This window comes from Sphingomonas sp. BL-S-28, assembly GCF_055521515.1.
On the sequence record NZ_CM145484.1, the window covers coordinates 2,060,362 to 2,073,812 of the forward strand.

The 13,451-nt window shown below is 66.4% G+C and carries 11 protein-coding genes; 10 read left to right on the plus strand and 1 reads right to left on the minus strand.

The genetic code is table 11. The annotated features are described in order from the left end of the window. Positions 1 to 31: 31 nt before the first annotated feature. The gene (locus ACZ1JC_RS18500; RefSeq protein ID WP_465135486.1) at positions 32 to 1,036 is read right to left on the minus strand and encodes a GNAT family N-acetyltransferase; all 1,005 of its coding nucleotides are present in this window, start codon (positions 1,034 to 1,036) and stop codon (positions 32 to 34) included. Positions 1,037 to 1,071: 35 nt separating this feature from the next. Between ACZ1JC_RS18500 and ACZ1JC_RS18505 the strand changes: the two genes are divergently transcribed. The 10 genes from ACZ1JC_RS18505 (at position 1,072) to ACZ1JC_RS18550 (ending at position 13,443) form a co-directional block, all read left to right on the plus strand. Next, positions 1,072 to 2,607 carry an acyl-CoA ligase (AMP-forming), exosortase A system-associated gene (locus tag ACZ1JC_RS18505; protein WP_465135485.1) on the plus strand — a complete coding sequence of 512 codons (1,536 nt, stop codon included), beginning with the start codon at positions 1,072 to 1,074 and terminating at the stop codon, positions 2,605 to 2,607. Continuing rightward, complete coding sequence (locus ACZ1JC_RS18510; RefSeq protein WP_465135484.1) at positions 2,604 to 3,830, plus strand: pyridoxal-dependent decarboxylase, exosortase A system-associated; 1,227 nt, start codon at positions 2,604 to 2,606, stop codon at positions 3,828 to 3,830. The genes ACZ1JC_RS18505 and ACZ1JC_RS18510 overlap by 4 nt, the downstream gene beginning before the upstream one ends. Positions 3,831 to 3,998: 168 nt before the next feature. Continuing rightward, on the plus strand, positions 3,999 to 4,643 hold the full coding sequence (locus ACZ1JC_RS18515) for an XrtA/PEP-CTERM system exopolysaccharide export protein (RefSeq protein WP_465135483.1): 645 nt from the start codon (positions 3,999 to 4,001) through the stop codon (positions 4,641 to 4,643). Positions 4,644 to 4,660: 17 nt separating this feature from the next. Then, the gene (locus tag ACZ1JC_RS18520; RefSeq protein WP_465135482.1) at positions 4,661 to 6,181 is read left to right on the plus strand and encodes an XrtA system polysaccharide chain length determinant; all 1,521 of its coding nucleotides are present in this window, start codon (positions 4,661 to 4,663) and stop codon (positions 6,179 to 6,181) included. Between the two features lie 13 nt (positions 6,182 to 6,194). Beyond that, positions 6,195 to 7,244, plus strand: coding sequence for a P-loop NTPase family protein (locus ACZ1JC_RS18525; protein ID WP_465135481.1), 1,050 nt, complete (start codon positions 6,195 to 6,197; stop codon positions 7,242 to 7,244). An 80-nt stretch (positions 7,245 to 7,324) separates the two neighbouring features. Beyond that, the gene (locus ACZ1JC_RS18530; protein WP_465135480.1) at positions 7,325 to 8,989 is read left to right on the plus strand and encodes a preprotein translocase subunit YajC; all 1,665 of its coding nucleotides are present in this window, start codon (positions 7,325 to 7,327) and stop codon (positions 8,987 to 8,989) included. A 23-nt stretch (positions 8,990 to 9,012) separates the two neighbouring features. Then, on the plus strand, positions 9,013 to 10,212 hold the full coding sequence (locus ACZ1JC_RS18535) for an XrtA/PEP-CTERM system-associated ATPase (protein WP_465135479.1): 1,200 nt from the start codon (positions 9,013 to 9,015) through the stop codon (positions 10,210 to 10,212). 32 nt (positions 10,213 to 10,244) lie between these two features. After that, positions 10,245 to 11,153, plus strand: a complete 909-nt coding sequence (locus ACZ1JC_RS18540; RefSeq protein WP_465135478.1) for an XrtA system polysaccharide deacetylase — start codon at positions 10,245 to 10,247, stop codon at positions 11,151 to 11,153. Further along, positions 11,150 to 12,223: a FemAB family XrtA/PEP-CTERM system-associated protein gene (locus tag ACZ1JC_RS18545; protein ID WP_465135477.1), complete on the plus strand. Its 1,074-nt coding sequence runs from the start codon at positions 11,150 to 11,152 to the stop codon at positions 12,221 to 12,223. The genes ACZ1JC_RS18540 and ACZ1JC_RS18545 overlap by 4 nt, the downstream gene beginning before the upstream one ends. After that, positions 12,223 to 13,443 carry a TIGR03087 family PEP-CTERM/XrtA system glycosyltransferase gene (locus ACZ1JC_RS18550; RefSeq protein WP_465135476.1) on the plus strand — a complete coding sequence of 407 codons (1,221 nt, stop codon included), beginning with the start codon at positions 12,223 to 12,225 and terminating at the stop codon, positions 13,441 to 13,443. Before ACZ1JC_RS18545 ends, ACZ1JC_RS18550 begins: the two co-directional genes overlap by 1 nt. The last annotated feature ends 8 nt before the right edge of the window (positions 13,444 to 13,451 follow it).

Genomic DNA, 13,451 nt, shown 5'->3' on the forward strand with positions numbered 1-13,451 from the left:
CTCTTCGGGCATTGTCGTAATCTCCGCGCCTCTAGCCGCGCTTCGCGGCTGCGGCAAGGCGGCGCGCGCCGTGTTTGGCGATATGCAGCCAGTTTCTGGGATCGAGCGGCCGATACATCTCCAACCTGTATCGCGGCCGCACAATTTCCATCCAGTCGCGCTTGTAGGGATCATCGCCCGTGCCGAAATCGACGAGGTCTACCTTGTCGATGTCGATCACACGGCGGAACAGCGCCGCGCTCAGCACCGATCCGGGGGAGAATGGCTTCGCGCTTTCCCGGTGGGCGAGCTTGTGGATCCACGCGGTGCCGCCTTCCACTGTCCACATCTGCGCGGCCACGGCCTCTCCGCCCACATGGGCGACGCCCAGCCGCAGCCGCCCGGCGGCGCCTTCGGCCACCGCAAAGGCATGCAGGAATGCGGGGCTGCCTTCCGCCGTCTTCCAGCTTTCGGCGTAGATGTCCTCATAAGCCGCCCATGCAGCGGCGTCGAAATGATCGAAGACGGCCGTCATCACTTTGCCGGACTTGCGCTTCAGCGTGGTGCGCAAAGGGCCGGGGCGAGAGGCGATATATTCGTCGTAACCGCGCCCGGCGATCAGCAGCACGTGATTGGTATCGCACCGCGAGCGGGAGACGACCCAGCCGGACTTGCCGAAAGCCTGTTCCAGCCGCGCGGCGCTGCCATCTTCATCGGGCACGCCATGCAGCGTTACACGATGTGCCTGCTTGCGCAGATCGTTTGCCAATGCCGGCAGCAACGCGTCCGATTTCGCGATTAGAGGACGAAATCGAAAGGAATACCAGTTTGATAGAGCCGTAAGTTCACCCGATTTCCCGGTCAGCGGCAGCACCGCCAGCTCGTTCCCGTCCCGCGCCACTGCGATCAGCGGGGCGATACCGCAATGTTCGGCCAACATCGCAAACCACTCCAGCCGGTCGAACGGCGCACGCTGGTTGCTCTCGGAGAGCCACATCGCTAGCGGGCCATCCGATTGCACTTGCTTAAGATCGCGGTGATAATCGACGTTTACCACGTAGCTACGAACCTCTTGCGGAGCCTTTCCTCACCATGAGCGGCAGTCCCGAAAACCCGATCCTGCCGCTCGACCATCTGGCGCTGCGCGGGGCAGACGATGCCCCGGCGCTGGTGTTGCGTGGAGAGACGCTGGACTACAAGGCCTTAAGATCGCGTGTCTCTCGGCTTGCGGCATGGTTGGCACGTGAAATTCCCGAAAAAGGGGCGCGTGTCGCCACCTGGGCGGCCAAAGGTGAACTGACCTGCCTGATGCCGCTGGCCGCGGCGCGGGCGGGGCTGGTGCACGTTCCGGTCAATCCGCTGCTGAAGCACGCGCAAGTGGCGCATATCCTTGCGGACAGCGGCGCGGTTATGCTGATCGGCACCCCCGCGCGGCTGGCGACCTTGGGCGAAGCGGACGTTCCGGCCGCCTGCCGTCTGGTGGAGGAAGTGGCGGCGTTGGCCAATGCGCAGGAATTTGGCGGCGATCTGCCGCCATCGCAGGCCGATCCCGACGATTTGGCCGCGATCCTGTACACCAGCGGTTCGACCGGGCGGCCCAAGGGCGTGATGCTCAGCCATGCCAACATGTGGCTGGGGGCGGAGAGCGTTCACGATTATCTGGGCCTTGCTTCGGATGATCGCACGCTGGCGGTGCTGCCGCTGTCGTTCGATTACGGTCAGAACCAGTTGCTTTCCACATGGCACGCGGGCGGCTGCGTGGTGCCGCTGGACTATCTGATGCCGCGTGACGTCGTGAAGGCGGTGGAGCGGCACGGGATCACTACGTTGGCCGCCGTGCCGCCGCTCTGGGTGCAGATCACCGAACTCGACTGGCCGGTGGAAACCGCTGCCCGGTTGCGCCGCCTGACCAACAGCGGTGGGGCGCTGACCGTGGATCTGGTCCGCCGCTTGCGCGCACTGTTCCCGCAAGCCCGGCTTTTCGCGATGTACGGACTGACCGAGGCGTTCCGCTCCACTTATCTCGATCCCGCGCTGATAGACACGCACCCGACATCGATGGGCAAGGAAATTCCCCACGCAGAAGTGCTTGTAATCAATGATTTGGGAAATATTTCTCAGAATGGAGAGGAGGGCGAACTCGTCCATTCCGGCCCGCTGGTGGCGCAAGGATACTGGCAGGATCCAGAGCGTACGGCGGAGCGCTACAAGCCTGCGCCTGCCGCTTCCCGCTATGGCGGCATGGCGGTCTGGTCGGGGGATCGGGTGAAGCGTGAAGCCGATGGGCTGCTCTATTTCGTCGGCCGTCGTGACGCCATGATCAAGTCCGCCGGCAATCGCATCAGCCCGCAGGAAGTGGAAGAGGCCGCGCTGGCCACCGGCCTCGTCGCCGAAGCCGTCGCGCTGGGCGTGGCCGATCCAAGGTTGGGGCAGGCGGTTCATCTCGTCGTTCGCACTGCGCCCGGAACCTTGGATGGCGCAGAAGAATTGCCGCGTAAGCTTAAGGAAGAGTTGCCTAATTTCATGATGCCCCAAGTCATTCACTGGCGCGATGCCATGCCCATCGGTCCCAATGGCAAGATCGACCGGACCGGCCTTGCGGCCGAACTTGCGGAGATGGCCTCGTGAAGCCGCTGGGTCCGATACCAAAGGGTTACGAAGCACTCGACGGCGTGCTCGCGGTGGGCGGTAAGCCGGTGATCGAATGGGTTGCGCAGGCCGGTGACACGCCGCTGTTCCTCTACAGCGCCGAATTGGTTCGCCGCCGTGTCGCGCAGTTGCGGGCGGCGATGCCGGCGAAACTGGCGCTGCATTATGCGGTGAAGGCCAACCCCTTCGGCGCGCTGCTGACGTTGATGAGCGGGCTGGTCGACGGCTTCGATATCGCATCCGGCGGCGAACTGGACATCGTGCGCGGCGCCGGGATCGATCCGGCGACCGTCAGCTTCGCCGGCCCCGGCAAGCGTGACCGCGAACTGGAGGCGGCGATCGCGGCCGGTGTCACTCTCAATCTCGAATCCGAGGCCGAGGCGCGCCGTGCCTTCGCCATCGGTGACAAGCTGGGCCGCACGCCGCGCCTCGCCATTCGCGTGAACCCGGATTTCGATCTCAAGGGGTCGGGCATGAAGATGGGCGGCGGTGCCAAGCCGTTCGGCATCGATGCCGAGCGGGTGCCCGCGCTGGTTCGCGAAGTGATCGCCAGCGGCGCGGAATGGCGCGGGTTTCACATCTTCGCCGGTTCACAGGCGCTGGATGCGACGGCCATCGCGGAAACGCAGGGGCAGACGCTGGATCTTGCCGCCCGTCTGGCCGAAGCGAGCGGCGCGGCGCTGCCGCACTGCAATCTGGGCGGCGGGCTGGGCATCCCCTACTTCCCCGGCGATGTCCCGCTGGACCTTTCCGAAGTGGGCGCGCGCCTGTCGGAACGGTTCGAATCGCTGCCCGAAATTCTGCGCGAAACGGAATTCTGTATCGAACTCGGCCGCTATCTGGTGGGCGAGGCAGGCGTCTACATCGCCCGCGTGATCGACCGGAAGGTCAGCCATGGTGAAGTCTTCCTGGTCACCGATGGCGGGCTGCACCACCAGCTTGCCGCCTCCGGCAACTTCGGCACGGTGGTCCGCCGCAACTATCCCTCGGCCATCGCCACGCGGTTCGACGCGCCGGTGGAGGAAGAGGCCTCGATCGTTGGATGCTTATGCACTCCGCTCGATAAGCTCGCGGATAAAGGCGGTTTTCCGCGCGCAGACGTGGGCGATCTGATCGTGGTTTTCTGTGCCGGGGCTTACGGTGCCAGTGCCAGCCCGGCGGCGTTCCTGGGGCAGGGACCGGCGCGCGAAATGCTGGTCTAGCAGCTGTTTCAGCATTAGCGGCAAGTCTGTCCCAACTCGGGACTACTCCCGAATCGGGGTGAATTGGCTAACGCAATGTTCACCCTTTTAACCGATAGCGGAGGCTGGATTCTGCCATGTCCGTATGAGGTGCCTTCCTCTACGGGCCGGCGCTGGAGGAATGTATTTATGCTGCAGTCCCGAATTATCCGCCTTTTGGGCGGCTCCGCGCTGGCCGGCGTGGTGTTGACGGGTTGCGCAGATGCGGCCTCGCGGCCGCAGTTGCCGCCGGCGCAGTTCGTGGCGATGCAGGAAGGGCCGGGCGAGGAATACGTGATCGGGCCGCTCGATCAGTTGACGATCTTTGTCTGGCGCAACCCGGAACTGGGCGCGAAAGTGCAGGTTCGTCCGGACGGACGCATCACCACGCCGCTGATCGCGGACATGCCGGCCGTGGGCAAGACCCCGGCGATGCTGGCGGAGGACATCCGCCTCCAGCTTTCGCAATATATCGAGGATCCGCTGGTTTCCGTGATCGTAGACGGGTTTTCCGGTACGTTCAGCCAGCAGATCCGCATCGTCGGCGCGACCGAGAAGCCGGCGTCGATCCCCTACCGCGCGAACATGACCGTGCTGGACGCGATGATCGCGGTGGGCGGCCTGTCCGAATACGCGGCGGGCAATCGCGCCAAGCTGATCCGGTTCGACAAGGCCAGCGGCACGCAGAAGGAATATGCGCTGCGTCTGGCCGATCTGCTGAAGAAGGGCGAGAGCAAGGCCAACGTCATGCTCAGCCCCGGCGATGTGATCATCATCCCCGAGAGCATGTTCTGAGAGGGGCTTAGGGCGACATGAACGGCCTCTACGAAGAACTGCTGAGCGCGGTCCACAGCGTCTGGCACCGCCGCTGGATCGCGCTGGCCGTGGCCTGGGCGATCTGCCTTGCCGGCTGGCTGGTGGTTGCCCTGATTCCCAACGGCTACGAATCGCAGGCGCGCATTTTCATCCAGCTTGACGATGCCCTGGCAGAGCAGGTGGGCATCGGCGTGGCCGACAAGAAGCGCGATATCGAACGCATCCGCCAGACGCTGACCAGCGCCGTCAATCTGGAAAAGGTCGTGCGCGGCACGCGCCTTGGCGCCACCGTCAATTCGCCCGTCCAGATGGAAGCGGCGGTGCTGCGGCTGGGCAACAAGGTGAAGGTCGTCAGCCAGGAGGACAACCTTTTCCAGATCACCGCCACCGCGGACTACGGATCGTTCTCCGACGCCGAGAATGCCAAGCTGGCGCATGAGATCGCGCAGAAGATGATCGACATCTTCCGTGAGGAAAATCTCGCCGGCGACAAGGGTGACATGGTGGAGACGCTGGAATTCGTGAACCAGCAGCTGCGCCAGCGCGAAAAGGAGCTGGAAAGCGCCGAACAGCGCCGCACGTCCTTCGAAGCGCAGCACCCGGAACTCGCGCAGGGCGGCGTCGCCGTCGTGCAGCGGCTGGATTCGTCGCGCACGCAGCTTCGCGATGTGGAGGCCGATCTGGTGGCGGCGCAGAGTGCGCTTGCCTCCATGGACGGCCAGCTTGCCAGCACCCCGCGCACGCTTCCCGGTACGGCCGGCAGCGGCGCCGGTGCGGCGCTGGCGCGTGCGCAGGCCGACCTCGCTTCGATGAAGGCGCGTGGCCTTACCGACAATCACCCCGACGTGATCGCCGCCCGCAACCAGATCGCTGCGCTGAAAGGCCCGGCGGCGCAGGAAGCGGCGAGTGGCGGCGGCACGCCGAACCCGGCCTATAGCTCGCTCCAGTCGATCCGGGCGGAACGCCAAGCGGCCGTGCAGGCGCTCGTGGCGCGCAAGGCGGGCTTGCAGTCCGACATCGGCTCGCTCACCGCATCGGCCATTCAGGACCCCGAACTGGCCACCCAGGCGCAGCGGATCAACCGCGACTACGATGTGCTCAAGGAACAGTACGACAAGCTTCTGCAGGACCGCGAGGAACTGCGCCTGCGCGGCGAAGTGAAGACCGGGCGCGAGGCGGTGAAGTTCCAGGTGGTCGATCCGCCGACGAGCCCGCGCAAGCCAGTGGCGCCTAATCGCCCGCTGCTGCTGTTCGGCGTGCTGCTGGTCGGCATCGGTGGCGGTTGCATGGCGGCCTTTGCCCTCAGCCGCCTGCGTTCCGTATTCGCGACCGCCGGCAGGCTGGAACAGGCGACCGGGCTGCCGGTGCTGGGCGCGATCTCGCAGCACCTTACCGATGGCGCGCGGGCGGTGCGTGCGCGCCGCCTGAAACAGTTCTGCGGTGTTGGCGCCGGATTGGGGGCGCTGTTCGTGGTGTTGCTGGCGGTGGAATTCATCCAGCGCGGCACGGTGGTCTGAGGATACGGCAACGATGACCGAACACAGCAAGCTTCCCGTGCCAGAAGATCACGGTGCAGACGCAGGCGATAACGCGCAGCCGCGCGAATCGCTGATCGAGCGCGCTGCCAGCCGCTTCGACTTTACGCGCATGATGCGTCCGGCGATTTCGGTGCCGCCGGTATCGCCTGTCCCCGTGCAGGCGCCGGTAAAGCCAGTTGCCCCGGTAAAGCCCGTTACGCCTGCGGCATTGGCGGCCCCGGCTGCGGAAGAGCCTGCCGTTCCTGCAGTCGAAACTTCGGCTGCCGCAGCGCCCGTACACGAAGCCGTCGCGCCGCTGTCATTCGCTGGTCCGCGCCACCCGATCGATCGGGATCGGCTGCGCGATCAGGGCCTGATCGTGCCCGAAGGTGCCGTGACCGCGCTTCTGGAAGAGTTCCGCATCGTCAAGCGTCACCTTCTGGTGCAGTCGGCCGAGCTTCGCCGCCAGAACGCCGGTGCTGCCGCGCAGCGCGTGCTGATCAGTTCACCCCACCCGGGCGAGGGCAAGACCTACTGCGCGCTCAACCTTGCGCTGGCCATCGCGGCCGAGAAGGAGAGCGAGGTCCTGCTGGTCGATGCCGATTTCGCCAAACCGTCGATCCTCTCCACGCTGGGCCTCCCCGGCGGGCACGGGCTGATGGACGCGCTGATGGACGAGAGCATCGACGTGGCCGATTGCGTGCTTGGCACCGATGTGCCCGGCCTCTGGGTACTGCCGGCCGGCGATACGACGGTGAACGACAGCGAATACCTGGGCACTTCGCGCGCGGCGCAAGTGCTGGCCCGGCTGACCGAGGGCGCGCCGCGCCGCATCGTGATCTTCGATTCCCCGCCCGCGCTGGCCGCATCGCCCGCCGCCGAACTGGCCAAGCATGTCGGCCAGGTGGTGGTGATAGTGCGCGCAGACCGTACCGGGCAGGGCGCGCTGGAAGATGCCGTATCCCTGCTGGACGGCTGCCCGAATGTTCAACTCCTGCTCAACGCTGCACAGTTCAGCCCGAGCGGCCGCCGGTTCGGCGCCTATTACGGGTACAGTGGATGAAGTTTGGACGTTCGGTGGCGTGCCTTGCCGGTGCGCTTGTTTCTATTGCCCTGATACCCGCAACTGCTCTGGCCCAATCCATGGGTTATGAGCCTGCGGGCGGTTCCTCGGCTTCCGGCGATGGCGCCAGTGGTACAGCCGGTGGTGGAGCCGATGCCGGCACGCCCGGCAAATCCACCGGCCGAAAAGGCCGTGGCGGCACCAAGGGCACGCGCCGTCTGGAAGTATCGCCCTATATCGAGGTGGACCAGATCGTGACGGCGGAGCTTTCGCCGGGCAACGATGTTCTTACCTGGACGCAGCTGGCGGTGGGCGTCGATGCTTCGATCGAGGGGCGCAACAACGCGCTGGCGGCATCGGTCCGCTATCAGAAGCAGATCGGCTGGGGCAAGGCGACCAACGGCGACGTCATCAGCGGCGTCGCGCGTGGCTACACCACCATCGCCCCGGGCCTGACGCTGGAGGCGGGCGCTCTCGCCACGCAGACCAGCGTGGACAATCGCGGCGCGGCGCTTTCCGGCGGACTGGTTCCGGTGAAATCGCGCACCAATATCTATTCGGTCTACGGTGGCCCTTCGTTCAAGACGCGGGCCGGCGATATCGACCTCTCGGCCGACTACCGGGCGGGTTATACCAAGGTAGACCAGCCCAATGCCTACGTCGTCACGCCGGGGGCGTCGGCGACCGACATCTTCGATCACAGCGTGACGCAAGTGGCGGACGCGGAGGCGGGCGTCGCGCCTTACGTCATCGCCCCCGTGGGGCTGGGCGTGGCCGGCAGCTTCTATCAGGAAGACGTTTCCAACCTTGATCAGCGCGTGCGTGATGCACAGGCGCGGGGGCTGGTGACCGTACCCGTCAGCCGCACCGTCCGTCTGGTCGGCGCGCTGGGCTACGAGGATGTGCAAGTCTCCAGCCGCGATGTGCTTCGCGATGCGGACGGCAATCCCGTGATCGGCAGCAATGGCCGGTACAAGACGGACAAGAGCGCACCGCGCGAACTGGCCTATGACGTCAGCGGACTGATCTGGGACGTGGCGGTGATGTGGCGGCCCGGCCCGCGCACCTCGCTCACCGCGCATTTCGGCCGGCGTTACGGCGGCACGGCTTATGGCGGCACGCTGGCCTGGGCACCGAACGACCGCAACAGCGTGAACCTGGTGGTCTATAACAACCTGTCCGGCTTCGGCGGCCAGCTCAACCGCGCGATCGACCAGCTGCCCGACGATTTCGAGGCGGTGCGCGATCCCGTTACGGGCGATCTGCGCGGCTGCGTATCCTCTCTGGATGGTGGCAACTGCCTTTCGGGCACGCTGGGTTCGGTGCGATCTGCCGTGTTCCGCGCGCGCGGTTTCGCGGCCAGCTGGTCTACCAAGATCGGCCGTCTCGATGGCGGCGTCGGCTTCGGTTACGACAATCGCCGTTTCATCGCGCGGCAGGATTCGGTGCTGGCAGCCGCGAACGGCGTGATCGACGAAAACTGGTGGGTGGCCGCCTATCTCTCCGGCCGTCTGGGCCGCGAGGCGGGCTGGTCCACCAGTGCCTATGCCAACTGGCTGTCCAGCAACGATTCGCTGACCGGCAACGTGGCAGGCTATGGCGTCAGCGCGTCCTATTACCGGATGCTGGCGCGCCGGCTGCGAGCAACGCTGGCGCTGAGCCTTGACGGGGCAAGCCGTGACGATTCACTCAGCGATGATTATTGGACCGCATCTGCCCTGGCAGGGTTGAGGTACAGTTTTTAAGAGTTTCGTGGGAGAACAGAGAAATGTTCGAAGATTTCTACGGGCTCCGGGCGAGGCCCTTCCAACTCACCCCCGATCCGGCGTTCTATTTCGAGAGCGCGACGCACCGCAAGGCGCTGTCCTACCTGGGCTATGGCCTGGCGCAGGGAGAGGGCTTCGTGGTCATCACCGGCGAAGTCGGCGCGGGCAAGTCCACGCTGGTTGCGCACCTGATGGCAACGATCGATCCCGCGCAGCTTACCGTGGGCTTGGTTGTGACCAGCGCGCTGGATGGCGAGGAGATCGTCCACGTCGTCGCGCAGGAATTCGGCCTGCCGGTGGCGGGGCATGACAAGGCATCGGCGCTGGGCGCGATCGAAAGCTTCCTGCATTCGGAAGCGCGTGCAGGCCGTCGCTGCCTGCTGATCGTCGATGAGGCGCAGAACCTTTCGGTGAGCGCCATCGAGGAACTGCGGATGCTCTCCAACTTCCAGCTGGGCGCGCATCCGCTGCTGCAGACGCTGCTGCTGGGCCAGCCGGAATTCCGCGCGACGCTGCTGGAAAGCCCGGAGCTGGAGCAGCTGCGTCAGCGCGTGATCGCCACGCATCATCTGACGGCGATGACCGTGCGCGAAGTGAAGCCTTACGTCGAACACCGTCTGGCTTGCGCCGGCTGGCAGGGGCAGCCCGCTTTTGACGACGATGTCCATGCCGAAATCCATGCGGCCACCGGCGGCATTCCGCGCCGCATCAACCAGGTGCTCAATCGCCTGCTGCTGCTGGGCGCGGTCGAGCAGAAGACGCGGATCGACGCGGAGATGCTGCGCGAAGTGCTGAGCGAGCTGGATGACGATGGCGCCCGCGCGCTGGTCAGCCCGCAGCCGAAGAAGACCAAGGCCAAGGTTTCGGCGCAAGCCGCTGCCGCCGCGCCGGCCATCGCCATCGATACCGCTGCGACCGCCGCGATGATCGAGGCGGCGCTGACGCATCGGGACATGCAGATCGACGAATTGCAGCGCGCGGTGCTGGAACTCGCCGCTGCGGCCGACGAGGCGCGCCATGCGCCTGCGGGTCAGAGCGATGGTGCAGCCGTCGCGGCTTTGCAGGATCAACTGGCCCAGGCCCAGGCGCAGGTCGCCAGTCTGGAAGCGCGCGTGGCGGAGCAGGAAGCGACGCTGCGCCACATGCTGACCATGCTGATCGAATGGTTCGAGGGCGGCGCAGGCCACCGCGCGGCGGCCTGATCCAAACCGGCGTCCCGGAAACGGAGCGAGACATGCGCGATGTGCGCCCGGTAAACGGGCAGGCGATCAACGGGCTTTCGGTCGATGTCGAGGACTGGTTCCAGGTCGGCGCGTTCGAAACCGTGATCGACCGCGCCCAATGGCCCTCGCTGCCGTGCCGGGTGGAGCGCAACTGCGACGAGATTCTGGCGCTGTTTGCCGATGCCGGCGTCGTCGGCACCTTCTTCACACTGGGCTGGATTGCGGAGCGTCATCCGGCGATGATCCGCCGCATCGTCGATGCCGGGCACGAAATCGCCAGCCACGGCTGGGATCATGAGCGGGTGTTCCGCATGGACGCGGCACGCTTCGGCGAAGACCTGTCGCGCGCCCGCAAGGCGATAGAGGATGCCGCGGGCACGCCCGTGACGGGGTATCGAGCACCCAGCTTTTCCATCGACGCGCGCACCCCTTGGGCTTTCGACGTGCTGGCCGAGCAGGGCTATCGCTATTCCTCCAGCGTGGCGCCGGTGGTGCACGACCACTACGGCTGGCGAGAGGCCCCGCGTTTCGCGTTCCAGCCCATTGCGGGTGCCGATTTCGTCGAGATCCCGGTAACCACCGCGCTGCTGCGCGGACGGCGACTGGCCGCGGGCGGCGGCGGGTTCTTCCGCGTGCTGCCTTATGCCTTCTCCCGCTGGGCGATCCGGCAGGTGAACGGGCAGGGCCGCCCGGCGGTGTTCTATTTCCACCCGTGGGAGATCGATCCCGGCCAACCGCGCGTCGGCAACGCGCCGCTGCGTTCCCGGCTGCGGCACTACACCAATCTGAGCGTGATGGCGGGCAAGCTGCGGCGTCTGTTGGGCGAATTCCGCTGGGGCCGGATGGACGAACTGGCCGCGCGAGAGGCGGCGGTCGCCCCGATCCTGGCCGAAGCGTTGGCAGAAACGTTGGCGGCATGAACGCGCCGTTTTCGCTGCCGGCCAGTATCCGCCTGCTCGATCTTGCCGACCCGGACGAACTGGCGCGGATCGAGGGGTTCCTGGCACGCCATCCCGACGCCACGCCGTTCCATCGCCCCTGCTGGTTCGTCGCCGCCGCCAAGGCCACCGGCAATCGCGCTCTGGCGCTGGTGCAGGAAAAGCAGGGGGAACTGGCAGCTTTTCTGCCGCTCAACGCGATCCACTCGCCGGTATTCGGGCGGCTGCTGGCCTCCAGCGGCTTCGCCGTCGGCGGCGGGCTGCTCACCACCGATCAGGCAGACCAGGAAGTCATCTTCGCCGCGCTGGAGGAACTGGCGCTGCGCCTGTCCTGTCCTGCCATCGAACTGCGCGGCGGTGTTCTGCCCGATGCGCGGCCGGGCTGGGTGCGCAAGACGGAGAGCCACTGCAACTTCGCGCGCCCGCTTGCCGCGGATGACGAGGCGGAACTGCTGGCGATCCCACGCAAACAGCGTGCAGAGGTGCGCAAAGGGCTGGGCTTCGACCTCGAAATCGAGGTCGGCACCAGCGAGCGCGACCGCGCGGCGCACTACGCGGTCTTTGCCGCAAGCTATCGCAATCTCGGTACTCCGGTCTTCCCCCGCGCGCTGCTCGACGCGGTTGTTGACGCATTCGGCGCCGACGCGGACATCTTGACCGTGCGCCATCAGGGCGTACCCGTCGCCAGCGTGATCTCGCTCTACCACCGGGGCGCGGTGATGCCCTATTGGGGCGGGGGCACCCACGCCGCACGGGCCTTGCGCGCCAATGACCGGATGTATTTCGAACTGATGCGCCATGCCCGCGTGCGTGGAGCCTCGCATTTCGACTTCGGCCGTTCCAAGACCAATAGCGGCGCTTATCACTTCAAGCGGAACTGGGGCTTCGAACCGGAACCCTTGAGCTATGCCGCATGGACCGCGCCCAGCGCGGCCAAGCGCGATGCCGATCCCACCAGCGCGGGGCTCTCTCTGCAGATCAAGGTGTGGCAACGCCTGCCGCTGGCGCTCGCCAACCGGCTGGGGCCGCTGATCGCGCGCGGGATCGGCTGATGGAAGTGCTGTTCCTGGCCCACCGCATCCCGTTTCCACCGGATCGCGGGGACAAGATCCGTTCGCACCACATCCTGAAGGCGCTGGCACGGATGGGCCCGGTTCACGTGGGCTGCTTCGCCGACGATCCGGCCGACCGGGCGAGCGAGAGCGATCTGGCGCAACTGGCGACCAGCCACCTGCTGCTCGATCGCGGCAAGTCGCTGCCGCGCGCGGGGCTGGAATCGCTGGCACGTGGCGCGCCGATCAGCGTGACGGCGTTCCATGATGCCCGCATGGCGCGCTGGGTGGCCGAAACCCTGCGCACGCGGCGGATCGGCGCGATCTACCTGTTTTCCGGGCAAGTCGGCCAATATGTCCCGGCGGATTTCGCGGGGCGGGTGATCGCCGATCTGGTCGACGTCGATTCCGCCAAGTTCGAGGCTTACGGCGCCAATGGGCGCGGTTTTCGCGCCTGGATGGAGCGGCGCGAAGGGCGCCTGCTCGCCGCCGAGGAAGCCCGCATCGCCCGCCGCGCGTCGGCAACGCTGCTGGTGAGCGAGGCGGAAGCGGCGCTGTTCCGCGACCGTCTGGCCGATCCGTCCTGCACCGTCCGCGCACTGGGCAGCGGCATCGACAGCGATTTCTACGATCCTGCGAAGATCTCGCCCGAACCGCGCATGGCCGCCATGCCCGGTCCGCGCCTGATCTTCACCGGGCAGATGGACTATGCCCCCAACATCGCCGCCGTGGAGCGGGCGATCACGCGGATCATGCCCGTGGTGCGGGCATCGTTCCCGGATGCCAGCCTTCACGTCGTCGGCCGCAATCCGCCAGCCTCGCTTGTCGCTCAGGACGGGAGCGACGGTATCCGCGTCTGGGGCCGGGTGGACGACGTGCGGCCCTTTCTGGCGGCGGCCGACATGGCGCTCGTCCCGCTGGAAATCGCGCGGGGGGTGCAAAACAAGGTGCTGGAGGCGATGAGCATGGGCCTGCCCGTGGTGCTTTCCTCGGGCGCCGCAACCGGTATCCCGGCCGGGCCGGAGGCTTTTTCGGTGGCGGACAGCGATGCCGCGCTGGCCGCTGCGGTATCTACGCTGGCCGGCGATCCGGCGCAGGCGGCCGCGATGGGGCGCAGCGCGCGGTCCTGGATCGAAACGAATGCCGGCTGGCAAGCCGCGCTTGCATCGCTGCCGGGGCTGATGGGCTGCAAACCCGCCGGGCTTAGCGATGCCGCCTGAGGCTGGCC